Source organism: Terrabacter sp. 2RAF25, assembly GCF_052115265.1.
Lineage (GTDB): Bacteria > Actinomycetota > Actinomycetes > Actinomycetales > Dermatophilaceae > Terrabacter.
In genome coordinates this window covers 1,119,873-1,142,064 of record NZ_JBFRGJ010000002.1, presented here as the reverse complement: position 1 = coordinate 1,142,064, position 22,192 = coordinate 1,119,873, and the positions used below count along the sequence as shown (strand labels likewise).

At 71.2% G+C, this 22,192-nt stretch carries 23 protein-coding genes; 11 read left to right on the top strand and 12 right to left on the bottom strand.

Annotation, left to right across the window (positions count from 1 at the left end):
* Positions 1–116 precede the first annotated feature (116 nt).
* The gene (locus AB4091_RS08585) at positions 117–1,151 is read left to right on the top strand and encodes an FUSC family protein (RefSeq protein WP_442291314.1); all 1,035 of its coding nucleotides are present in this window, start codon (positions 117–119) and stop codon (positions 1,149–1,151) included.
* A gap of 34 nt (positions 1,152–1,185) precedes the next feature.
* Complete coding sequence (locus tag AB4091_RS08580; protein WP_442291313.1) at positions 1,186–3,735, top strand: DEAD/DEAH box helicase; 2,550 nt, start codon at positions 1,186–1,188, stop codon at positions 3,733–3,735.
* A gap of 21 nt (positions 3,736–3,756) precedes the next feature.
* Here the strand turns inward: AB4091_RS08580 and AB4091_RS08575 are convergent, their stop codons facing one another.
* Positions 3,757–4,200, bottom strand: a complete 444-nt coding sequence (locus tag AB4091_RS08575; protein ID WP_442291312.1) for an SRPBCC family protein — start codon at positions 4,198–4,200, stop codon at positions 3,757–3,759.
* Positions 4,201–4,234: 34 nt separating this feature from the next.
* Here AB4091_RS08575 and AB4091_RS08570 point away from each other — a divergent pair, with 34 nt between their 5' ends.
* From AB4091_RS08570 to AB4091_RS08555, 4 genes are all read left to right on the top strand, one after another.
* A complete protein-coding gene (locus AB4091_RS08570; protein ID WP_442291311.1) occupies positions 4,235–5,107 on the top strand; it encodes an acyl-CoA thioester hydrolase/BAAT C-terminal domain-containing protein in 873 nt (290 codons plus the stop codon).
* Positions 5,108–5,231: 124 nt separating this feature from the next.
* Positions 5,232–5,435 (top strand): hypothetical protein, encoded by a 204-nt coding sequence (locus AB4091_RS08565; RefSeq protein ID WP_442291310.1) that lies wholly within the window; start codon positions 5,232–5,234, stop codon positions 5,433–5,435.
* Positions 5,436–5,525: 90 nt separating this feature from the next.
* Positions 5,526–6,311, top strand: a complete 786-nt coding sequence (locus AB4091_RS08560) for a DUF1206 domain-containing protein (protein WP_442291309.1) — start codon at positions 5,526–5,528, stop codon at positions 6,309–6,311.
* 135 nt (positions 6,312–6,446) lie between these two features.
* Positions 6,447–6,626 (top strand): hypothetical protein, encoded by a 180-nt coding sequence (locus tag AB4091_RS08555; RefSeq protein ID WP_442291308.1) that lies wholly within the window; start codon positions 6,447–6,449, stop codon positions 6,624–6,626.
* Between the two features lie 97 nt (positions 6,627–6,723).
* On the opposite strand, the gene AB4091_RS08550 is transcribed toward AB4091_RS08555, so the two are convergent.
* Genes AB4091_RS08550 through AB4091_RS08540 form a run of 3 tightly spaced genes read right to left on the bottom strand, consistent with a single transcriptional unit; the run spans position 6,724 to position 9,225 of the window.
* Positions 6,724–7,455 carry a phosphatase PAP2 family protein gene (locus AB4091_RS08550; RefSeq protein ID WP_442291307.1) on the bottom strand — a complete coding sequence of 244 codons (732 nt, stop codon included), beginning with the start codon at positions 7,453–7,455 and terminating at the stop codon, positions 6,724–6,726.
* Entirely contained in the window at positions 7,452–8,195 is a 744-nt protein-coding gene (locus AB4091_RS08545) for a phosphatase PAP2 family protein (protein WP_442291306.1), read from the bottom strand. Before AB4091_RS08545 ends, AB4091_RS08550 begins: the two co-directional genes overlap by 4 nt.
* Positions 8,188–9,225: a diacylglycerol/lipid kinase family protein gene (locus AB4091_RS08540; RefSeq protein ID WP_442291305.1), complete on the bottom strand. Its 1,038-nt coding sequence runs from the start codon at positions 9,223–9,225 to the stop codon at positions 8,188–8,190. The genes AB4091_RS08545 and AB4091_RS08540 overlap by 8 nt, the downstream gene beginning before the upstream one ends.
* Positions 9,226–9,376: 151 nt before the next feature.
* Here AB4091_RS08540 and AB4091_RS08535 point away from each other — a divergent pair, with 151 nt between their 5' ends.
* Entirely contained in the window at positions 9,377–10,027 is a 651-nt protein-coding gene (locus tag AB4091_RS08535; protein WP_442291304.1) for a DUF1345 domain-containing protein, read from the top strand.
* 102 nt (positions 10,028–10,129) lie between these two features.
* Complete coding sequence (locus AB4091_RS08530) at positions 10,130–10,522, top strand: nuclear transport factor 2 family protein (protein WP_442291303.1); 393 nt, start codon at positions 10,130–10,132, stop codon at positions 10,520–10,522.
* 21 nt (positions 10,523–10,543) lie between these two features.
* Here AB4091_RS08530 and AB4091_RS08525 read toward each other — a convergent pair whose 3' ends face one another.
* Together AB4091_RS08525 and AB4091_RS08520 are read right to left on the bottom strand one after the other, a co-directional pair.
* Positions 10,544–11,797 carry an ATP-grasp domain-containing protein gene (locus AB4091_RS08525; RefSeq protein ID WP_442291302.1) on the bottom strand — a complete coding sequence of 418 codons (1,254 nt, stop codon included), beginning with the start codon at positions 11,795–11,797 and terminating at the stop codon, positions 10,544–10,546.
* Positions 11,781–12,527, bottom strand: coding sequence for an alpha/beta hydrolase (locus tag AB4091_RS08520; protein WP_442291301.1), 747 nt, complete (start codon positions 12,525–12,527; stop codon positions 11,781–11,783). The genes AB4091_RS08525 and AB4091_RS08520 overlap by 17 nt, the downstream gene beginning before the upstream one ends.
* A gap of 187 nt (positions 12,528–12,714) precedes the next feature.
* On the opposite strand from AB4091_RS08520, the gene AB4091_RS08515 reads away from it, so the two are divergent.
* The gene (locus AB4091_RS08515; protein WP_442291300.1) at positions 12,715–14,394 is read left to right on the top strand and encodes an HNH endonuclease signature motif containing protein; all 1,680 of its coding nucleotides are present in this window, start codon (positions 12,715–12,717) and stop codon (positions 14,392–14,394) included.
* Between the two features lie 146 nt (positions 14,395–14,540).
* Here the strand turns inward: AB4091_RS08515 and AB4091_RS08510 are convergent, their stop codons facing one another.
* The 5 genes from AB4091_RS08510 to AB4091_RS08490 form a co-directional block, all read right to left on the bottom strand.
* Positions 14,541–15,218 carry an SPFH domain-containing protein gene (locus AB4091_RS08510; RefSeq protein WP_442291299.1) on the bottom strand — a complete coding sequence of 226 codons (678 nt, stop codon included), beginning with the start codon at positions 15,216–15,218 and terminating at the stop codon, positions 14,541–14,543.
* Between the two features lie 360 nt (positions 15,219–15,578).
* On the bottom strand, positions 15,579–15,902 hold the full coding sequence (locus AB4091_RS08505) for a TfoX/Sxy family protein (RefSeq protein WP_442291298.1): 324 nt from the start codon (positions 15,900–15,902) through the stop codon (positions 15,579–15,581).
* A gap of 5 nt (positions 15,903–15,907) precedes the next feature.
* On the bottom strand, positions 15,908–16,258 hold the full coding sequence (locus AB4091_RS08500) for a TfoX/Sxy family protein (protein WP_442291297.1): 351 nt from the start codon (positions 16,256–16,258) through the stop codon (positions 15,908–15,910).
* A gap of 32 nt (positions 16,259–16,290) precedes the next feature.
* The gene (locus AB4091_RS08495) at positions 16,291–17,739 is read right to left on the bottom strand and encodes an MFS transporter (protein ID WP_442291296.1); all 1,449 of its coding nucleotides are present in this window, start codon (positions 17,737–17,739) and stop codon (positions 16,291–16,293) included.
* Positions 17,740–17,772: 33 nt separating this feature from the next.
* Positions 17,773–19,098 (bottom strand): M20/M25/M40 family metallo-hydrolase, encoded by a 1,326-nt coding sequence (locus AB4091_RS08490; protein ID WP_442291295.1) that lies wholly within the window; start codon positions 19,096–19,098, stop codon positions 17,773–17,775.
* A 28-nt stretch (positions 19,099–19,126) separates the two neighbouring features.
* Between AB4091_RS08490 and AB4091_RS08485 the strand changes: the two genes are divergently transcribed.
* Positions 19,127–20,725 (top strand): LLM class flavin-dependent oxidoreductase, encoded by a 1,599-nt coding sequence (locus AB4091_RS08485; RefSeq protein WP_442291294.1) that lies wholly within the window; start codon positions 19,127–19,129, stop codon positions 20,723–20,725.
* Between the two features lie 19 nt (positions 20,726–20,744).
* Here AB4091_RS08485 and AB4091_RS08480 read toward each other — a convergent pair whose 3' ends face one another.
* Positions 20,745–21,293 carry a type 1 glutamine amidotransferase domain-containing protein gene (locus AB4091_RS08480; RefSeq protein ID WP_442291293.1) on the bottom strand — a complete coding sequence of 183 codons (549 nt, stop codon included), beginning with the start codon at positions 21,291–21,293 and terminating at the stop codon, positions 20,745–20,747.
* 134 nt (positions 21,294–21,427) lie between these two features.
* On the opposite strand from AB4091_RS08480, the gene AB4091_RS08475 reads away from it, so the two are divergent.
* Positions 21,428–22,147, top strand: a complete 720-nt coding sequence (locus tag AB4091_RS08475; RefSeq protein ID WP_442291292.1) for an MBL fold metallo-hydrolase — start codon at positions 21,428–21,430, stop codon at positions 22,145–22,147.
* The last annotated feature ends 45 nt before the right edge of the window (positions 22,148–22,192 follow it).

Sequence of the window (22,192 nt, the reverse complement as noted above, 5' to 3'; positions counted from 1 at the left end):
CCGAGTGTCACGACCTCTCGTACCTCTTCTTTCCCACAAGGCACGCGGTCGTAACCCACCCTAGGCATGCGGACGCGCGAAAAGGCGGATAGGCGCTCCACCTAGAATCGGGGCCGATGGGAACGCGAGGGGTGGCGGCCGGGCTGCTGCGCTGGGGGCCACACGGTGGCGCCCACCGGGTCGCGCTGCGCGCCGGGCTGTCGGTGCTGGTGCCGCTGCTCGTGCTCGTGCTGCTCGGGCGCGTCGAGTGGACGCCGTATGCCGCCTTCGGTGCCTTCACGTCGCTCTACGGCCGCAACGACGCCAGACCGCAGCGTGCCGGCATGCAGGTCGTGGCCGGCGTCGCCCTGACCATCGCCGTCACCCTCGGGGCCCTCGTCTCCCTCGCGCCCGACTCGCGCTGGCTCGTCGTTCCGCTGGGCGCCCTGCTCGCGGCGGCGGGGTCGCTCACGTCCGACGCCTACCGCTGGCACCCGCCCGGACCGCTGTTCCTCGTGTTCGCCTTCACGGTGTGCGCGATGGTGCCGACCACCCCGACGACCGTGCTCGTGGCCGCGGCCGTCTCGAGCGCGAGCGCCCTCTTCTCGCTGGCCGTGTCGCACGTCGGCGTCCTCCGCCGGCGGGGCGAGTGGCAGCGGCCGGACCTCCCGGCGCCGACCTTCAGCGAGGCCCTGGAGGTGCCGGGTGCGCGCACGCACCTGCTGCGTCACGTCGTCGCCCTCGGCGTCTCCGGTGCGATCGCGACGGCGCTCGGCTGGGAGCACCCCTACTGGGCGATGGTCGCCGCGGTCGTCGTGCTGTCCGGTCCCGACCTCGCCTCGCGGCTCACGCGTGGCCTGCACCGCGTGGTCGGCACCGCCCTCGGGGTCGCCGTCGCCGCACCGATCCTGCTGTGGTCGCCGCGAGGCGCGTGGGCGGTGCTCGTCATCGTCGTGCTCCAGGTGCTGACCGAGCTCGTCGTCGGGCGCAACTACGCCGTCGCCCTGCTCTTCATCACGCCGCTCGCGCTGATGATGGGCCAGCTCGCGCACGCGGCACCGGTCGGGCCACTGCTGCGCGACCGGCTGTTCGAGACGGTCCTCGGCGCGCTCATCGGGGCCGCGGTGCTGCTCCTCACCCCCGACCGCGCGCGGCAGCGCGCAGACGGGTGATTCGGCCGACTCGCGGCAGCGACGGCATACTCGCGTGGTGACGAAGAACCTCAGCGAGCGCATCCCACGGGACCCCGACCCCGACGGGCTCTACGAGATCTTCACCGCCTGGACCACCGAGCGGGGGCTCACGCTCTACAGGCACCAGGAGGAGGCGTTCCTCGAGGTGCTGAGCGGCAGCAACCTCATCCTCTCGACGCCCACCGGTTCGGGGAAGTCGCTCGTGGCGACCGCCGCCCACTTCACCGCCCTCGCCGAGGACCGCGTGTCGTTCTACACGGCGCCGATCAAGGCGCTCGTGTCGGAGAAGTTCTTCGCGCTCTGCGAGCAGTTCGGCGCCGACAACGTCGGCATGATCACCGGCGACGCGTCGGTGAACGCCGACGCGCCGATCATCTGCTGCACCGCCGAGATCCTCGCCAATCTCGCTCTACGAGAAGGCAGCTCGGCCGACATCGGGCTTGTCGTGATGGACGAGTTCCACTTCTACTCCGAGCCCGATCGGGGCTGGGCCTGGCAGGTGCCGATCCTCGAGCTGCCGCAGGCGCAGTTCGTCCTCATGTCGGCGACGCTCGGCGACGTCACGATGTTCCGCGACGACCTGACCCGGCGCACCGGGCGCTCGACGGGCGTCATCACCGGCACCGAGCGGCCCGTCCCCCTCGAGTTCTCGTATGCCGTCACGCCCCTCCACGAGACCATCGAGGAGCTGCTCGAGAAGGACCGCGCCCCCGTCTACGTCGTGCACTTCACCCAGGCGGCCGCGCTCGAGCGGGCGCAGAGCCTGATGGCCGTCAAGATCACGACGCGCGAGGAGCGCGAGGCCATTGCCCAGCGCATCGGCGCCTTCCGGTTCGGGTCCGGCTTCGGCCGCACCCTCTCGCGGCTCGTGCGCCACGGCATCGGCGTCCACCACGCCGGGATGCTGCCCAAGTACCGCCGCCTCGTCGAGCAGCTCGCCCAGGACGGGCTGCTCAAGGTCATCTGCGGCACCGACACCCTCGGCGTCGGCATCAACGTGCCCATCCGCACCGTCCTGCTCACCGGCCTGACGAAGTTCGACGGCACGAAGCAGCGCACCCTCAAGGCGCGTGAGTTCCACCAGATCGTCGGCCGGGCGGGCCGCGCCGGCTTCGACGCCCGCGGCTGGGTCGTTGCGCAGGCGCCCGAGCACGTCATCGACAACCTGCGCGCCGTCGAGAAGGCAGGCGACGACCCCAGGAAGCAGCGCAAGGTCCAGCGCAAGAAGGCGCCCGACGGCTTCGTCAGCTGGTCCGAGGAGACCTTCGAGCGGCTCATCGCCGCCGAGCCCGAGCCGTTGCAGCCGCGCCTTCGCGTCTCTCACTCGATGCTCGTCAACCTCCTCGCCCGAGAAGGCAACCCGGTGGCCCATGCCGTCCGGTTGTTCTCCGACAACCACCACGAGGTCAAGGACCAGCGCCGGCTGCAGCGGCACGCGCTGGTGCTCGCCAAGGAGCTGCTCACGTCAGGCGTCGTCGAGCGGCTCGCCACCGCCGAGTCGTCCGGCCGGCGCCACGCCCTGACGATCGACCTCCAGCGCGACTTCGCCCTCAACCAGCCGCTCGCACCCTTCGCCCTCGCCGTGATGGACACCCTCGACCCCGAGTCCGACACCTACGCCCGCGACCTCGTGTCCGTCATCGAGGCGATCCTCGAGGACCCGCGCCAGGTGCTGTGGGCCCAGGAGTTCAAGGCACGCGGCGAGGCGGTCGCGGCGATGAAGCTCGACGGCGTCGAGTACGAGGAGCGGATGGAGCGGCTCGAGGAGGTCTCCTGGCCCAAGCCGCTCGCCGACCTGCTCGAGGTCACCCTGGCGGCATACCGGCACACCCACCCGTGGATCTCACCCGACGCCCTCTCCCCCAAGGCCGTCGTGCGCGAGATGTACGAGCGCGGCATGACGTTCAACGAGTTCGTCTCGTACTACGGCCTCTCCCGCTCCGAGGGGCTCGTCCTGCGCTATCTGACCGACGCGTACCGGGCGTTGCGTCGCACGGTGCCCGAGAGCCACCGCAACGAGGAGCTCGAGGACGTCATCGAGTGGCTCGGCGAGCTGGTGCGCCAGACCGACTCGAGCCTGCTCGACGAGTGGGAGGACCTCGTCAACCCCGCCGAGGCGGTGCTCGCGACGGCCGACGTCGCGCCGCCCGCGCGGCCCGTGACAGCGAACGAGCGCGCGTTCACGGTGATGATCCGCAACGCGATGTTCCACCGTGTCGAGCTCGCCGCCCGCGACGAGTGGGAGGCGCTCGGCGAGCTGGAGGCGCGCATCGCCGAGCTCACCGACCCGCCGCAGAAGGTGGCGATGGACGCGCAGGCGTGGAACGACGCCCTCGGCGCCTACTACGACGACCACGACGCGATCGCCACCGACCAGGGCGCCCGCTCCCCGGCGCTGCTGCAGGTCGAGAAGGTGCCCGGCGAGTGGCGGCTGCGCCAGGTCGTCGTCGACCCGGACGACGACAAGGACTGGGGTATCACGGCCGTCGTCGACCTGGCAGCGAGCGACGAGGCGGGCGCCGCCGTGCTCACGGTCACCGGCTTCGAGCGACTCGGCGGCTGAGCCGCCTGCCGTCGTCCGGGGTCAGGCGCCGGACTCGGCCAGCCGCTTGAGCTCGGCCATCGCGCCCGTCGTCTGGCCCGGCAGCTGGCGCTTGATCATCGGCGTGAACACCTTGCCGAAACCCTTGGTGTCGATGGTGATGGTGTGCGTGAGCGTGGTCTGGTCGGGTGTCGCACCGGGAGCCACGTCGAAGTCGACGGTGACGTCCATCATCTTGTCGGTGAAGCGGTTGGTCAGCTTGCGGTCCTGCTCGCGCGCGACGACCGAGCCGTCCATGACGCCGGTGCGGCTGCCGTCCTTGTAGTGGTACTTGAGGCGCGTGCCCACCGCAGTCGGCCCTCCGGAGAGGTTGTCGAGCTGCGTGCACCGCTTGAGCCACTCGGGCGCCCGGGTGACGTCGTCGAGGATGGCGAAGACCGCTGCGGGAGAGGCATTCACGGTCTCGGTGTGCGAGTAGTCGGGCATGGGCCAATGCTGCCACCATCGGTAGGTTGGGGTGGTGGATCTGCGAACCCGGCCCGTCGACCACGACGGCGTGATCGTCACCCCCGCGCACGGTGGCAACGGGACGGGAGTGCTCGTGCTCTCCGGTTCGAGTGGCCGGGTCGAGACCGACCGGGCGCGCCTGATCGCGTCCGCCGGGGTCTCGGCCGCCCTGACGCACGGCTGGTTCGGCGGCGCGGGCCAGCCCGCGGCCATCTGGGAGTACCCCCTCGAGGCCTTCGGCGCCTCGGTGGAGGGGCTCGCCGCCGAGTGCGACCGGGTGGTCCTGCTCGGCTCGTCGAAGACCGCCGAGGGGTTCCTGCTGTATGCCGCCGACGACCCGCGCGTCGACGCCGTCGTCGCGCTGGCGCCCAGCCACGTGGCCTGGGCCAACGTCGGGCCCGGGCCCGACGGAGAGCTGCGACCACAGCACTCGTCCTGGAGCCGGGGAGGGAGCCCCGTGCCGTTCGTTCCCTACGACGACGACGCGCAGCCGGTCGGCGACCCACCGGCGTTCGCGTCCGTCTACGCCCGGAGCCTGCTCACGGCCGCCGACCGCGTGCCTGCCGCGACGATCCCCGTCGAGCGGTTCTTCGGTGACGTGCTGCTCGTCGCCGGAGGGGACGACCAGGTCTGGCCGGCCGTCGAGTCCGCGCGGGCCGTCGAGGCGCGCCGGACGGCGTACGCCCTGCCGACCACCGTCGTCACGCACCCCCGCGCAGGCCACCGGGTCGTCCTGCCCGGCGAGCAGGTGGTCGCCGGCGGCCAGCGCATGGCCCGCGGCGGCACCGACGACGCGGACCGCGAGCTGGGCCGTCTCGCGTGGCCCGAGATCCTGCGGGTGCTCGGGCTGCCGGCCGGCGACGGCGCGGCCGGTCAGCACCCCTAGGGCTACCTCAGGCGCACGGCAGCACCTCGACCGTCCGGGGTTACGCCGTTGTCCCGATGTGGTCGAGCCCGCCTCAGAACGACGCTGGACAGGTCGCACACCCGACCTCGAAGGACTCGGACCCATGCTTTCTCCACACATCATCAGCGCCCTCCTCGTCGAGCGCGAGGCCGACCTGCGCCGCCGCGCCGAGCAGGCCCGGCTGCGCCGCCCCGACCCGTGGGCCGACCCGACAGCGGCACCGACGGCGCCGTCTGCAACTGCCGTTCCAGAGTCCGGGCCCCGCTCACGGTGGCACCGGCGGCGTCGTCACCTGCGGCCCGCGTGAACCGCGTCGGACCGAACGTGCCGGTGAAGGGTCCCACGTGGGTATGTTCTCCAATGCTCACGGGGACCCCTCGACCGACAGGACACGTGCATGGACTCCACAGACGTCAAGGCCGCCTCACGGCGCGCGGGTGACCACCCGGCGCTCGAGACGGCCGCACGGATCGGCTACGCCGTCAACGGCGTGCTCCACATCGTCATCGGCGCGATCGCGCTGAGGCTCGCCTTCGGGTCCAAGGGCTCCAGCGCAGACCAGTCCGGTGCGCTGGGCTCGATGGCACAGAACGGCTTCGGCGTCTTCGTCCTCTGGGTCGCCGTCATCGCCTGGCTCGGCCTGGCGATCTGGCAGGTCACCGAGGCGATCTCAGGCGGCTTCGAGACGAGCGACCGCCTCAAGGCGGCAGCCAAGGCTGTCGTCTACCTCGTCCTGGCGTGGAGCGCCTTCAAGTTCGCGACCGGCAGCGGAACGTCGAGCAAGAGCCAGTCTGCCGACTTCACGGCGTCCCTGATGAAGCAGCCCGCCGGCACGTGGCTCGTCGGCGCGGTCGGTTTGGCCATCATCGGTGTCGGCGTCTACCACGTCGTCAAGGGCTGGAAGAAGAAGTTCCTCGAGGACCTCGAGACGCACCCGAGCCCGTGGATCGTCAAGGCCGGTCGCTTCGGCTACATCGCCAAGGGCATCGCGCTGGCGATCGTGGGCGGCCTGTTCATCCTCGCCGCTGTGCGGCACAAGCCGAGCGAGGCCCGCGGTCTCGACGGCGCCCTGCGCAACCTGCTCGGCGCGCCCGGCGGCCCGGTGCTGCTCGCTCTCGTGGCCCTCGGCCTCATCGCGTTCGGCGTCTACAGCTTCGGCCGGGCCCGACACGCCCGGGTCTGAGCCTCAGCAGGGCACCGACAAACAGCCCGAAACCGGCCCCATCCGGGCCGGTTTCGGGCTGTTGTCGTCCGTCGTGCATCAGGACGGCCCCCACCTGCTCTGTGTCCATACGCATCACGAGTGCAGGAGGGCACCATGAACACGACATACCTGAACGAGGCCGTCGCCCGTCAGCGCACCGCCGACCTCGGTCGCCGGACGCGACGCGCACAGCGACCCGTCGTCGACTCGGCGACGACTCCGCGCCGCGGGATCATCCTCGCCTTCGGGTGGCTCACGCGCCCGTGGCAGGTGCTCCCCGGCTCACCGGCCTGAGGGACGGGACGCCGATGGCCGGGAACCACGAAGGTTCCCGGCCATCGGCCTGCCTGGACGGCATACGCGTCGGGTGACGACAGGGGCGACGCTTTGGTCAGCGCGAGACCGCCTCGCGTGCCTTCGCGCCCACCCGGCCGCTGTCGGTGCGGCGGCGCAGGTAGTGCCACGCGAGGAGCGCGCAGACGGTGCCGTTGATCGCCCCCACGAGGATGTCGACGAGGTGGTGCATGCCGCGGTAGAGGCGGGCGTACGCCACGAGGAACGGGATGACGGCGCACACGACGGTGACGAGACGGCGCAGCCACGCCCGCTCGATGCGCTGGGCCATGAGCGCGAAGGTCAGGTAGAGCGCCGTGGACGCCCCGACGTGACCGCTGGGATAGCTCGACGTGGGCGGCGCGGGGTCGAGGTGCGCGACCTTCGGGCGCGGCCGGTCGGCGATCGTCGTGGCGGCCACGAACACGCTGGCCTGCATCGCGATCGCGATGGCCGGGACGACGGCGTACCACCACTGCTTGGTGCGCCACCAGATCACGGCCACGGCGATGACGCAGACCCCGATGATGATCTCGGTGTTGCCGATGTGCGACCACACCATGGTGATGGAGTTCCACAGCTCGGTGCGGCCACTGGCGACGGAGCGGCTGATGTCCTCCTCCCACGGCATCCCGCCGAACGGGCCCGTGATGAGGAAGCCGAAGCCGGTGATGAGCGCGAAGAGGACGAGCGCCGGGGCGAACACCCGCAGCGCGAAATCGCGCAGGGCCGACCCGGCGGTCGGCCGGGACGAGTCGATCTCGTAGCGGTGGACGAAGGTGTTGTTCACGAGTTGCCTTTCGCTTGCTCGGGACCGGACCTGCCCTCGGGAGGAGGGGCAGCGTCCGGGCTCTGGGGGTTCCACCCGAGGTATCCGACGTAGGACGCCGTGCCCAGGCCGATGCCGAAGAGCACACCGGCCAGGACGTCTGAGGGGTAGTGCACGCCGAGGAAGACCCGGTCGAGTGCGGTGATGACGACGTATGCCGTGAGGCCGGCAACGAGCCATCGGCGGGCGTTCGCCGACAGCACCGGCCACAACAGGATCGTCAGCACCGCGGCGATGGCGGCCGCGTTGGCGACGTGTCCGGACGGGAAGCTGTAGCCGGGGGCGTGCGAGACGGGGTCGCTGACCACGGGACGGGCGCGCTGGACCACCTCCTTGAGCACGAGCTGGAGGTTCCAGGCCACCATCATCGTGATGAAGGCCCACAGGCACCGCGTGGCCAGCTCGCGGTGCCGGCGCCACAGGAGGAGGCACACGCCGGAGGCGACGATGTAGACCCACCTCGGCTGGGTCGCCTCCTGCCAGACGAGCAGCGCGGTGCGGAACCAGGGGTTGTCGCGGGTGATGTCGGTGGCGGCCACGATGAGGCGCTCGTCGAGCTGGATGACGGGCAGGAACTTCTCCCGCACCACGAACGCCAGCGCCGTCACGGGCACGGCGAAGGCGAGCCCGAACCCGACGGCCTTGAGCAGCCTGCGTCCGCGTCCCGCGGGTCGGGCAACGAGTCCGTGGCGGTCAACCAACGCGCACCACCAGCGATTCGGGCAGTACCCGCACGGCGAGTGCCTGTCGGGCGCCGATCGGGTCGCCGTCGATCTCGGTCTCGACGGGATTGCTTGCGACGATGGTGAACTCGCGCCCCCGGAGCCGGTCGAGGCGGGCGTGCCCCGCGTGGTGGCGGCTCACGACGTCGGCGGCGACCGAGACCCAGCCGATGGCACCCTTCGGCGCGATGACGACCGCGTCGAGCACGCCGTCGTCGACCTTGGCATCGGGCATGAGCTCGATGCCGCCCTGGAGGGTGCCGCAGTTGCCGACGACGACCGTGCGGGCGTGGCGCCTGACGGCCCCGCTGGGCTCGTCGTGCTCGCGGTCGTGGTCGCCCTCGTGACCGGTGACGCCTGAGGCGCCCGTCGAGGCGACCTCGACGCCGAACCCCCGGCCGAACAGCTTCTTGGCTGCCGAGCCGACGTAGGCGGCCCAACCGACCACGGCCTTGACCTTCTCGTTGGTGTCGGCCATGACCTCTCCGTCGAAGCCGAGACCGGTCATCACGAGGAAGACGTCCTCGTCGTCATGGCGAGGCTCATCGGACCGTGGCCCTGCGCTGGTGCGCGACCCGGCCCCGATCGCCGAGAGGCTGTCGCCGCTGCGGACCAGGCCGACGTCGATGCGGCGGTCGCTGCCGCCCATCATCACGTCGACGGCGTGCTCGAGGGAGTCGATGGGCAGGCCGAGGTTGCGGGCCAGCAGGTTGCCCGTGCCACCGGGCAGGAGGCCGAGTGCCACGTCCGTGCCGACGAGGGCCGTCGCGACGGCACGCACCGTCCCGTCGCCGCCGAGCGAGGCGACGACCTGGGCACCGGACCGCACCGCCTCACGTCCCTGCATCTCGCCCGTCTCCTCGGCCGTCGTCTCGATCCACGACGGGTCCTCCCACCCGTGGCGCGCGGCGGCCTTGGCCACCAGCTCCTTGGCCGACTCGACGTCCTCGACCTTCACCGGGTTGTAGACGACGGTGAGGGTGCGGCGAGCGCCGGGAGCGTCTGACATGTGCGGATCCTAGGGACTCGGGGCATGAGGGGTGGACGGGCAGCAGCTCGACCGACCGATGACATACCCGCACCCTGCACCCAGCGGACCACCAGCCATCCTTCAGCAGGGGTCCAGCCGCGGACGCGGTCGCGGCGGTAGCCTCCGGAGCGTGCCCACCATCCGGCGCCGCCTCGCCATCGCGGCCATCGTCGGCGTGCTCGCCGGCGTCCTCGCCCCCATCGCGGCCGCGGCCGGGCCCGGCCGCGCCTTCCTCGTGCACGGCCTCGCCGGCTTCGTCGTCGGCGGCCTCACCTTCGCCCTCCCGCTGCTGCTCCACATCCTCGGGCACGATGCCCCCGCGACCCGCGAGAAGGTCCAGGGCCGTGACGGCGATGCGGCCTGGTACGACGTCGTCGTCATCCTCGTCGGCCTGGCGAGCCTCGCCGGTGTCGGCATCCTGCTCGTCGGTGGGCGTGAGCGCGGCAGCGAGGCGCTCGTCGACGCCCTCGTGGGTGTCGGCGCCGTCGCGGTGGGCTGGCTCTGCGTGCACACCGTGTACGTGCTGCGCTACGCCCGGGTCTACTACGCGAGCCCGCGCCTGCCGATCGACTTCAACCAGGACGACGACCCGACGTTCTCGGACTTCGCGTACTTCTCGTTCAACCTCGGCATGGCCTACCAGGTCTCCGACACCGACCTGAAGAGCTCCGACATCCGGCGCGTCGTACTGGGTCACACGATGCTCGCCTACCTCTACGGCACCATCGTCATCGCCTCGACGATCAACCTCGTCGTGGGCCTCGGCGGGGCGCTCGGCTAGGACATTCCGGCACCAGTCGACCCGGCTCGTGGACACCCTCGCAGCGCAGGAATAGCGTTGCTTGGTTCACGTAGTACCGGGGGGTGGCGAGAGGAGCTGGACATGGGCGCAACAGAGGACATCGAGGTCGTGCGACGGGGTTTCGCGGCTTTCAGCGCCGGGGACATGGCGACACTCAACGACCTGTTCACCGAGGACGCGGTGTGGCACGTGCCGGGCACCGGCCCCCTCTCGGGAGCGAAAGAGGGACGCGACGGCATACTCACCTTCTTCGGCGAGCTGATGACCCGGTCGGGAGGCAGCCTGAAGGTCGACCTCGAGGACGTGGTCGGCGGTGACCAGCACACCCTCGCGATGAGCCACAACCGGGCGTCGCGCGACGCGAACACGCTCGACCAGCAGTCGGTGATCGTGTTCACGCTGCGCGGCGGGCAGGTGGTCGAGGCGCGTCAGTACTTCGAGGACACCGCCCTCAACGACGCGTTCTGGCAGTAGCGGCCGGGCCGCCGACCCGCCTCAGGAGACCCCGAGCCGGGCCTTCTCGTCCTTGACCCAGAGGCCGAGCAGGCCGCCGAAGTGGGCCATGAACTTGTCACGCTCGTGCGCCGGGTAGGTCGTCACGACCGTGGCTCGGAGCAGGTTCTCGAACGCGTCGGACTGGACCCACTCGAGCACCGCTGCGTCGAGGTGCGGCACGTATCGCTCGCACCAGGCCCAGTACTTGTCGGTCTCGAAGTACTCGTCGGCGATGGCGATGTAGCCGTCGAGCTTCTGCTCGTCGCTCAGGTCGTCGCGGTCGGCGACGTCGAAGTAGCGGCGCATCTCGAGGTCCATCGGGCCGCGTCGACCCGTGATCACGCAGTAGGCCGACCAGCGCACCAGCGCCTTGATGGCCCACGGGAAGTAGTAGTGCAGGGAGGTGACCGCGACGTCGGGGCACGCGTTGGCGTAGTCGATGGGGTAGACGTCGTCGCCCTTGACGAGCATCTCGCACGAGTTGAACTCCCAGCCGAACATCGCGTTGACGATGCGGCTTATCGCGGCTGCCTGGCGCCCGGCGGAGGGCTGCAGGAAGTCGTAGCTCACGGCATACCTGTTGTGCATCGGCTGCTCGGGGCGGAAGTCCATGACCATCGTCTCGGGACCGATCGACAGGGCCCGGGCGAAGTGGTCGTACTCGATGGTCGACTGGAGGTGCATGAGCATCTCGCCGGACTCGTCGTAGGCCTTGACGAGGTCCTTCTCGTCATTGATGCGCGAGACCCCGCGCCACCCGCCACCGTCGAAGGGCTTCATGTACATCGGGTAGCCGAGGTTGTCGGCGATCCGCTTGAGGTCGAATGGCCGGTTGTACTTCGCGCTGGTGTAGGCCCATCGCACGTTGTCCACGGGGTTCTTGTACGGGACGAGCCAGGTCTCAGGGACCTTGAGCCCCAGCCGCATCAGGGCCACGTAGGCGCTGTGCTTCTCCATCGACTGGAACGTGAAGGGGCTGTTGAGCAGGTAGGTGTCGTTCATCAGCGCGGCCTTCTTGAGCCACTCACGCGGGTGGTAGTACCAGTAGGCGAGGCGGTCGATGACGAGCTCGGTACGGACGGGCTGGCGCAGGTCGAAGGGCTCGATGGTGAGCCGTTCACTCGTCAGCTCGTGCGTCACGCCGTCGTCGGTCGTGATCGGGCCGACCAGCTTCATCAGCTCCTCGAAGGCGGTCGGCCAGTCCTCCTCGGCTCCCAGCAGCAGTCCGATCAGGTGGTTACGCGTCTGCGGCATGTGCCTCTCCTGCTCGACGGTTCAGGTGCCCCGATCCTTGCAGCAGTGTCAACAGGAAGGGGTCGAAGGCCGACTCCCAGTCACGCCAGTCGTGGCGCCCCGGGAGCTCGTGCAGCACGACGTCGTGGCCGGTCGCGGCGAGCGTCTGGGCCATCTGACGGTTGTTGGTCAGGTTGCCCTCGTCGAGGTTGCACGTCATGACGATGCGCGCGTCGGTGCGGCGCCTGCGGGCCCGGCGCACGCCCGCGACGAACGCCGTGACACGGTCCCAGAACTCGAAGTCCTCCTCGTCGTCGACGCGCTTGCGGAAGAAGGACCCCGACTGGAGGAACAGGGCGCCGAACGTGCCCGGGTGGCGCCACTCGGTCTGCAGCGACGCGAGCGCCCCGAGGCTCGCCCCCATGAGGGTGGGCCTGCCTGCGAGGGCGTATGCCGTCTCGATGGTCGGCAGCACGTGCCGGGCGAGCGCGTCGGCCCAGTCGGGGTTGGCGGCGTAGCGCTCGTTGCGCGCCCCGGGCTCGAGCAGGGCGACGCGGGTGGGCGGGATGCGGCCGGCCCCGGTGGCCCTGCGCAGGTCGGAGACGAGATGGGCGCGGCGGGAGTACTCCGGTCCGTCGTGCGCGACGAGCAGGGGTAGGGGCTGGTGGCGGCGGGTTCCGACGGGCGTCACGACGACGAGCTCGACGTCACCCACCGGGGTGCCGGTCACCGTCAGCCTGTTCCTGGCCATGGGCCAGACCCTAGGTCGAGCACCTGACCGCCGGCGACCCGAAGGCTGGGACGCGTCGACGAGTTCTTGCGAGATGGGCTGTGGCGCAGCCGAATTCGCTTTCCACATATTCGACTGACCCCTTGCGATCGAGTCGAACACCTGTTCTACTGGAAGGAGTTCAAGCACTGCCGAGAGGAGGGGTCGTATGCCGTACGTCGCGTCGTCACGAGCCTCCTTCGGCCTGCGCGGTGGCGGTTCGCCGCGGGTGATCGACGTGACCTGGGCGCGCGGCCCGGAGGCGTTGGGTGCGCCGCTGAGGCCGGTCCTCTCGGAGCGGCTGGGTCGCTTCGCGGGTGAGGTGGAGTACGCCCCGGCTGGCACCGCTCACCGGTGTGAGCAGGACGAGCGGTCTCGCTCTGTCGCGAAGACCGAGAGTCTGCTGCGGGCGAGCGAGCGGGTCATGGGCGAGATCGAGGCGCTCGAGGGGGCCAAGGCGCGGGTCGAGGCCGACCTGCTGGCTGCGTACGGGGCGTTGCACTCGATCCAGGCCCTGCAGGTCGAGGCGCTGCCCCGGGGTGGCAGTGCCGTGCGGATGGCGGCGTTGGTCTCGCCGGAGCGGGTCGTCGCGGAGGAGATCGCGCTGGCGACCGGGGTCGGGGTCGGTGAGGTGTCGCGGCGGCTGGCGTTGGCGACGGCCCCGCGGCGGCACCGGCGTGTCCTGGCCGCGTTGCGGGCCGGGGGCACGTCGTTGTACCGGGCGGTGCAGGTCGCGTCCGAGACGGTGCGGCTCTCGGATGCGGATGTCGCGGCTGTGGAGGAGGCGGTGCTGGCGCCGTCGCGGGACGGGCGCCCGGTGGGGCAGCGGACGTTCACGGCGCGGCTGACGCGGGCGGTCGCCTCGGTCGACGCGCGGGGTGCCGAGGAACGGCGGGCGCACGCGAAGGCCCGGCGTGGCGTGTTCGGGCGGATGGTCGGTGACGGGATGGGCTGCCTGACCCTCACGGCCGACGCGGGCACGGTCGCGGCGATCCTGGACCGGCTCGACACGCAGGCTCGCGCCGCACGAGGCGGCGGGGACCCGCGCACCCTTGACCAGCTGCGCTGCGATCTGGCCACCCACGCCCTGCTCCGCGACGCCCTGATCACGAGCAACGCCAGCCCCGCATATGCCGGCGCACCGGTGACGACGAAGTCCGTCGTGGCGGAGATCGAGAACGAGCCTGTGACGATGAAGTCCGTCGTGCCGGAGATCGAGAACGAGCCGGTCGCTCCGCCGGCGCCGTTCTCGGGTGATGCCGCGGCACGGGTGTGGCTGGTCGTGCCGTTCGAGGTCGCCACCGGTGCTTCCGACGCGGCGTGCGAGCTGCCCGGGCACGGCTGGGTCACCGCCGCCCACGCCCGCGAGCTCATGACCCGCCCGGGCTCGGTCTGGCAGACCCTGCCCGTCGACTTCGCCACCGGGGCCGCGATCACCAGACCCGGCAAGGCCTACCGGCCGACGAAGACCATGGTCGAGCACGTCCAGGCCGTCGACGGCACCTGCCGCGGCCCCGACTGCCAGGTCCCCGCCACCCGCTGCGACCTCGACCACGAGACCCCGTGGCCGCAGGGCGAGACGTCCGCGAGGAATCTCTTCGCCAAGCACCGGCTCCACCACAACGTCAAGACCGACGGCACCTGGACCAGCACCCAAGTCGCCGGCGACGGGCTCGAGTGGACCACCCTCACCGGCCGGACATACACGACCTACCCCCAGAACTGGCGCGAAGGCCTCGACCCGCCACCCGCCAACGGGCCGCCGGCGGATCCCGTGCCGGCACAACCTGATCCATCGCGATCCAACGCCCCTGACCCAGCCAGAGACGCCGACCTCCCGCCGTTCTGAGCCCTGTTGCCCTGAGCTCCCGCGCGCGGATGCGCTCCCGACCGCACGAACCGGTCGGGAGCGCACGCGCCTGTGCACGCATACCCGCACGGAGGCGGGGCGGGACGGCACAAGGAGCGGCGGACGCAGGCACCGGCGCGGCGCCTTCAGTCGTCGACGACCAGCGCAGCCACGTCGGGGACACCGAGCACGATGCGGGTGCCCGGCGGGGCCGACTGGACGAGCCGCAGCCGGGCCAGGGCCGGGTGCGCGTCGAGCAGCTTGGCTCCATTCGCGAGCGAACGCAGCGCCGCGGTCTCAGCGCGGGCGGCCTCGAGCTGGGCCTCCCCGCGACGTCGTGCGGTCGCCAGCTCTGCGGCAGCAACACGCAGCTCGACCGGCACGATGACGTCCTTGACGACGACCTCGGCCACCTCGACGCCGACGCGGCGGGCGACCTCGGCGGTCGCAGCGCTGATCCGCGCTGTCGGCAGTGCGGCGCCCCGACCCACGACGTCGTCCGCGGTCAGAGTCGCGAGCGCGTCACGGAGCGCGACCTGCGCCGCCAGATACACCGTGGCAGCAGGGTCCTCGGCGACCTCGGCGAACGCGACGGGGTCGCCGACCGCCCAGCGCACGACGGCGGAGACCCGCACCGACACCCCGTCGGACGCCAGCACCTCCTGCGGGGCAACCTGGATGAGGCGCTCCCGCAGGTCGAGGACGACGAGCCGCTGCGCGCGCACGCGACGGTGCCGCCCGGCCGGGAGCACCTGCTCGAGAACTCCCTGGCGGTAGCGCAGCGCACAGTGGCGCGGCTGGATCGTGAAGTGCATCAGGGACATCGGGGCGACCTCCTTCGCGGGTCAGCTCGTCTCGGAACGTGGGTGGTCTGGTGGACTGGTGGACGCCGCCGGCCGTCGGACGTGCGCTGCGGGGACCGGCCCCCGTGACGCGAGCGACACGGCACAGATCCGCAAGGCGACGCACGACGGGAGACGGCCGACGACGCCCCGGGGATTCGAACCCCTGGTGCCGGGCACCGTTACCTGGAGTGGGCGCTTTGACAGAGCGCTGCATCCGTGGGTGGGTCCGACGCGCAGGACCTCGTGTGGCACGCCACCTCGGCTGCTTGCCCACCCTGTGCATCCCAAGGATCGCCCGTCGACGCGACTGCGCGCCAATGGTTTTCGCCGGCCGAGTCCTCAGCGGTGCTGGCTGGAGACGTGGTCACGTGCCCGGAGCAGCCAGGCGAGCCGCTCGGCCGACGGCATACGCGAGGGGAGGCTTCGGTAGGCCTTCATCTGGCGACTGCCCATCATCAGCGTCTCCGAGCCAGGCATGGCGCCGAGCTCTGCCAAGGCATCACGACCGAGCTTGACGCCGATCTGCTCACCCATCGCCACCGCGAACACGTGGCCGTCGACGAGCGCTGCGAGCGCGCCGAACATGGGCCGCAGCTCGACGGAGTCGTCGACGCCGATGAGCTCGCGCAGCTCGTCGCGCGCACGATCCTCAGTGGATGGCACGAGCCCTACTTCTTCGGCTTCTTGACCTTGGGCGGCAGCGTCGCCACGTGGTCGCGGGCGCGGTCGACCCACGCGGCGCGGGCATCGTCGTCGAGGTCGGCGGGCAGCGAAAGGTAGCCGCCCATCGGCCGTTCGGCCGGACCGAACGGCCCGCTGCCGGGCAGCGCACGCAGCTCCTCGAGCCCGGTCGGGTCGAGCTTGACGCCGACGTTCTCGCGGAAGAGCCCCGCGAACATGTTGCCGTTGACGAAGGCGCCGAGGCTACCGAACATCGGCTTGACCTCGACGCCGGGCGCCTCGTGGACGAGGGACCGGAAGTGGGCCTTGGCCTCGTCGCTGTGCTTCGGCATCTGCATGGCCCCATCACACCACCGGGGGGCGACACTTGTCAGGGACCGACGTCGACCCTGCTCATGGACGCGTGCACGACAGCGAGGAAGACGGCAGCCACCAGCGCGGTGACGCCGCAGATCGCCCACACGGTCATGTAGCCCGAGAGCGACGCGTGCGCCGTCGCCTCCGCGTCGACGGACCCCGTCGAGGCCAGCGCGATGGCGAAGACGCTGGAGGCGAAGGCGCCGCCGATCATCTTCGTCGTGTTCGTCATGCCCGTCGTCAGGCCCGTGTGGGTCGGTGGCGCCTGGGCCGCGGCAGCGGTCGGCAGGCCGGCCACGAGCGCTCCCGACCCGAGCCCGGCGACCACCATGTTGGTCATGGTCTGGGTGAGGGTGTCGTGGAACGGCAGGAACAGCAGGTAGCCCACGCCCACGAGCACCGCTGCCACGACCATGGCGATGCGGGTGCCGACGCGACGAGCCAGCACGTGCAGCAGCAGCGCGCCGACTGCGAGGGACAGGACGTAGCCGCCGATGATGATCGACACCCGGCCGGCGCTTGCCCCGAGCCCGTAGCCGGTCACCGCGGGGTCGGTGCGTGCGAACGTCGACAACGGGATCTGGGCGCCGAGCACCGAGACGCCGAAGAGGAAGGCCGTCGCCTGGACCGGCCACTGGCCGGGGGTCGACAGGATGCGGAGGTCGACGAGCGGCCACGCGCACCGGAGCTCCATGCGCGCGTACGGCACGAAGGTGACGGCCCCGAGCAGCATGACAACCCATGGCCACACGTTCCCGGGACCCTGGATTCGCACCATGACCAGGCCCGCCATGACGAACCCCAGGGCCACGGTCAGCAGCGCGAAGGCGCGCCAGTGGACGCGGCCCTCACCCAGCGCGGGAGCGTCCTCGACGCCGAACCAGATCGCGACGAAGGCCAGCGTGACGACGATGGCGGGCAGCGCGAGCAGCCCTGTCATGCCGAGCGACTCGGCCAGCGCACCACTCGTCAGGGCGCCGGCGATGACGCCCAGCTCGAGCCCCGCGACGAGCAGTCCGGCGGCGCCACGGACGCGACTCTCCGCCCCGCCGGTGCGGCGGTGGATGATCGCCACCTCCATCGGCAGCCACACCACGTAGAAGCCCTGGATCGCCCAAGCGACGAGGAACGTACCGAAGTTCGGCGCGAACGCGACGCCCCACGAGGCCACCGCGGTGACGACCGTCGACAGGAGCAGCACCTTGCGGTGGCCGATGAGGTCACCGAGGCGCGCGAGGAGCGGCACGACGAGGGCCGACACGATGAGCTGCGCCGCCTCGAACCAGTTGACGTCGGCGTCCTTGATCGACAGGTGCCGGGCGATGTCGGTGAAGATCGGCGTGTAGTAGCCCTGGAGCACGCCGCTCGCGAGCTCGACGCAGATGAGGAAACCGACGACCTTCGTGATCGGGCTGCGGGCCATCGCCCGGGCCGCGTCGGAGACGACCGTGCTGTCGGACATACGGATCCTTCTCTCGCGCAGGGATTTCGGGAGTCAGAGCTGCTCGATGAGGCGGCGGTACCACGCGATGCCGTCGATGAGGTCGGCCACGCCGATGCGTTCGTCCACGCCGTGGATCGAGGCCCGCTGCCCAGCCGTCATCCGGAACGGCGTGAACCGGTAGACGCGCGGCCAGACACGGTGGAAGTGCCGCGAGTCCGTCGCCGCGAGCATCACGTAGGGCACCGCGACCGTGCCCGGGAAGACGTCCGTCAGGGTCGACTCCAGGAGGGCGTATGCCGTGTCGTCCGCCGGCGACACGGGGCTGGGTTCGTCGCCGCTGACGAGGCTCACCTCGACCTGAGGGTCCTTGACGGTGCGGCGAACCCGTTCGATCGCCCCGTCGACCGTCTCCCCCACCATGACGCGCATGTTGACGTGGGCCCGAGCGGTCGCGGCGATGACGTTCGCCCCCGGCGAGCCGGTCAGCTGCGTCACGGCGACGGTCGTCCGCGTCAGTGCCGCCGTCTCGTGCCCGAGGCGGGGCAGCACCCGGCAGAGCAGCGGACGCAGCAGCCGCGCGTTGCCGAACACGGCGGCATACGGCATACGGGCATGGGCGCCCGCGCGCACGAGCATCTCGACGGTGGCGTCGGGGAGGTGGCTCGGGAACGGCTTTCGCTCGAGGCGCAGGATGGCACGAGCCAGTCGCGCGGTCGCGCCCATCCGGCGCGGCGCGGAGGCGTGCCCGCCGTCGCCGCGGGCGACCAGCTCGACGTCGACCGTGCCCTTCTCGGACACGCCGATGACCGCCATCGGCGCGTCGACGCCGGGGAGCGCCCCCCGGACGATCGCACCGCCCTCGTCGATGACGAACCACGGCTCGACGCCCCTCTCGCGGAGGAGCGCCACGGCGTCCTTGGCGGCGCGCCCGGACACCTCCTCGTTGCAGCCGAACGACAGCCAGACGTCACGTCCCGGCACGACTCCGTCGTCGATGAGCCCCTCGACGGCAGCACACGTCGCGACGAGCGAGCCCTTGCAGTCGAGCGCCCCACGGCCCCAGATGAACCCGTCGACGAGCTCGCCGGAGAAGGGCGGGTGTGACCACACCGACGGGTCGTCCACAGGCACGACGTCGAGGTGCGCCATGAGCACGACCGGAGCCTCGCGAGTGCGCCCCGGCCACCGCACGAGAAGGGCATCGCCACAGATCCGCGACACCTCGCACACGTCGTGCAGCCGGGGGAAGCGCTGACGCAGCTCGGTGAGCAGCGTGTCGAAGGCGGAGCGGTCCTCCTTCTCGGCGTCCCAGTCGGACACCGTGGGGATGCGAATGAGGGCGCGCAGCGCCTCGACGGCAGCGTCGTCCCCGGTCATGGACGGGAGCGTATGCCACGCTGACGGCATGGACTACGGGCACGAGCTGCAGTTCGGGGTGTTCGCGAGCCCGGACGCCTCACGCGTCCACGAGACGCTCGAGCTGGCGCAGCTCGCCGACGTCCTGGGCCTCGACCTCTTCACGGTGCAGGACCACCCGTACAACGCGAAGCACCTCGACACCTCGACCCTGCTCACGGCGGTCGCTGCGCGCACGACGTCGGTGCGCGTCGCGGCGAACGTCGCCAACCTGCCGCTGCGCCCGCCGGTCGGCCTCGCCAAGGCGGTGGCCACGCTAGACGTCATCAGCGGCGGTCGGGCCGAGCTCGGCCTCGGCACCGGTGCCTTCTGGGACGCCATCGTCGCCGCGGGAGGCGAGCGCCGGAGTCCGAAGCAGGCCGTGGACGCGCTCGTCGAGGCGATCCACATCATCCGCGCCACCTGGGGCCAGGACCCCGCACAACCCGGTGCTCGCTCGGTCACCCTCGAGGGTGAGCACTACTCGGTCAAGGGGATGCACGCCGGGCCGTTCCCGGTGCACCCGGTCGAGATCTGGCTCGGCGCCTACAAGCCGCGGATGCTCCGCGTCACCGGGCGGCTCGCCGACGGCTGGCTGCCGAGCCAGGGCTATGCCGAGCCCGACGCCCTCCCTGCGCTCAACAACGCCATCGACGTGGCCGCCGAGAGCGCCGGACGAGGCCCGCAGGCGATCCGCCGGATGTACAACGTCTTCGGCCAGTTCGGCGCGGGCAGCGGGTTCCTGCGCGGCACGGCCCGCGACTGGGCCGAGCAGCTCGCCGGGCTGAGCCTCACGGCCGGCATGAGCACCTACGTCCTCGGCACCGACGACCCCGACGTGCTTCGCCGCTTCGCTGGTGAGGTCGCACCCGCGGTGCGTGAGCTCGTCGGCACCGAGCGTGCCCACCGCGCCGACGGATCCGCGCCGAGGTCGGCGCCCACGGCACCGTCCGCAACGGTCACCTCGGGTACGCGTGCCGCCGACTCCCGCAGCCCGCTCACGGTGCGCGCCACCCCCGACGACGGCGCTCGTCTCAGCGCCGAGCGGCCCTGGCGCGAGGACGACCGGCCGGTGACCGCGAAGCCCGACGACGCGGCGTACTCGTCGGCCGAGCAGGCGGTGCCGCAGCACCTCGTCGACGTGCACGACCACCTGCGTGGCGAGCTCGCGCAGCTGCGCGACATCGTCGGGCAGGTGCGTCGCGGCTCGCTGTCGACGGGTGCTGCACGGTCGGTCCTCAACACGATGGCCATGCGCCAGAACAACTGGACGCTCGGGGCCTACTGCGAGACCTACTGCCGGCTCGTCACCGGACACCACACCCTCGAGGACCGCAGCATCTTCGTCCACCTGCGCCGCGCCGAGCCGGACCTGGGGCCGGTCATCGACCGGCTCGAGCAGGAGCACCACGTCATCGCCGACGTGCTCGAGCAGGTCGACGAGGCGCTCGTCGGTCTGGTCGGCACCGACGGCTACGGCCAGGCGGGCGAGGGCGCGCTCGACGAGATCGAGCGCGCCCTCGACCTGCTCACCGACACGCTCCTGTCACACCTGGCGTACGAGGAGCGAGAGCTGCTGCACCCGCTGGCGCGCAACGGTTTCGGCTGAGCGGAGCGGGTGCCGGCCGTCAGGCCGACCTGGCCGCCGCCCCGTGCTCGAGCGCCTCCACGACGGCGCCGCAGAAGTCGGGCAGGTCGTCGGGCTTGCGGCTGGTGATGAGGTTGCCGTCGACGACGAGCGACTCGTCGACCCAGTCGCCACCGGCGTTGCGGATGTCGGTCTGCAGGCTCGGCCACGACGTGAGCCGCCGCCCCTTGAGCACGTCCGCCTCGACGAGCGTCCACGGTGCGTGGCAGATCGCCGCCACCGGCTTGCCCGACGCCACGAAGTCGCGCGCGAACGCGACGGCGTCAGGCTGCGTACGCAGGTTGTCGGGGTTGGCGACGCCGCCGGGCAGCACCAGCGCGTCGAAGTCGTCGGCCTTCGCGTCCGCGACCGTCACGTCGACCGGCTTCGTGTCGCCCTTGTCGAGGTGGTTGAACATCTGGACCTCGCCTGCCTCGGCGCTGACGAGGACGGCCTCGTGCCCGGCGTCGGTCACGGCCTTCCACGGGTCGGTCAGCTCGACCTGCTCGATGCCCTCGCTCGCGACGAGGAATGCCACTCGCTTGCTCACGTCGTCCTCCTGGTGCCGCCTCGCGGGCGGTGGGTCGGGGTGCCGGCGACGTCCGCCGCCTCCTTCCGCCCCTACCCGAAGACCCCCGGGTTCTCTCACCTGCCGATGGCCCGCTGCGCGGCTATCGTCGGCCCATGGCCAGGGCTCTCGTCGTCCAGCTCGCACCGAACGTCTGGCGCATCCCTCTCGTGCGCGACTTCGTCAACGGCTTCATCCTGCGCGACGACGACGGCCAGGTGACCCTCGTCGACATGGGCGTCAAGAGCTCGGGGCCGAAGGTGATGGCAGCGCTGGCGGTGATCGGTTCGGCGCCCTCCGACGTCACGCGGTTGCTGCTGACGCACGCGCACCCCGACCACGCGGGTGGTGCGGCACACGTGGCCCGCGAGACGGGCCGCGCCTTCACGCTGCACCACGACGACGCGGCATACGCGAACGAGGGGTCCTCACCCCCTCGCGACCGCAGCTTCCTGCTCGGCCGCCTCGTCGACCGATTCTCGCGCGCCGGGCGCGACTTCGAGCCGGTGCCCGTGGAGCACGAGATGACCGACGGCGAGGTGCTCCCGATCGCCGGCGGGCTGCGCGTCGTGCACACCCCCGGCCACTCGCCCGGCCACGTCTCGCTGCTGCACGAGGACTCGAGGCTGCTCATCACCGGCGACGCGATCTTCAACGTCCGCGGCCTGCGGTGGCCGGTCAAGTCGTTCTGCACCGACTTCCGCATGACCCAGCGCACCGCGCACCTGCTCGGCGACCTCGACTACGACGTCGCGGCGTTCACCCACGGCCCCGAGCTGCGCGACCGCCCGCGCGAGGCGATCCGCACGTTCCTCGCGCGCCACCCGGCCGACTGACATCCACAGCCCGTCCACAACTGTGGACAAAGGTTGGACGTGACA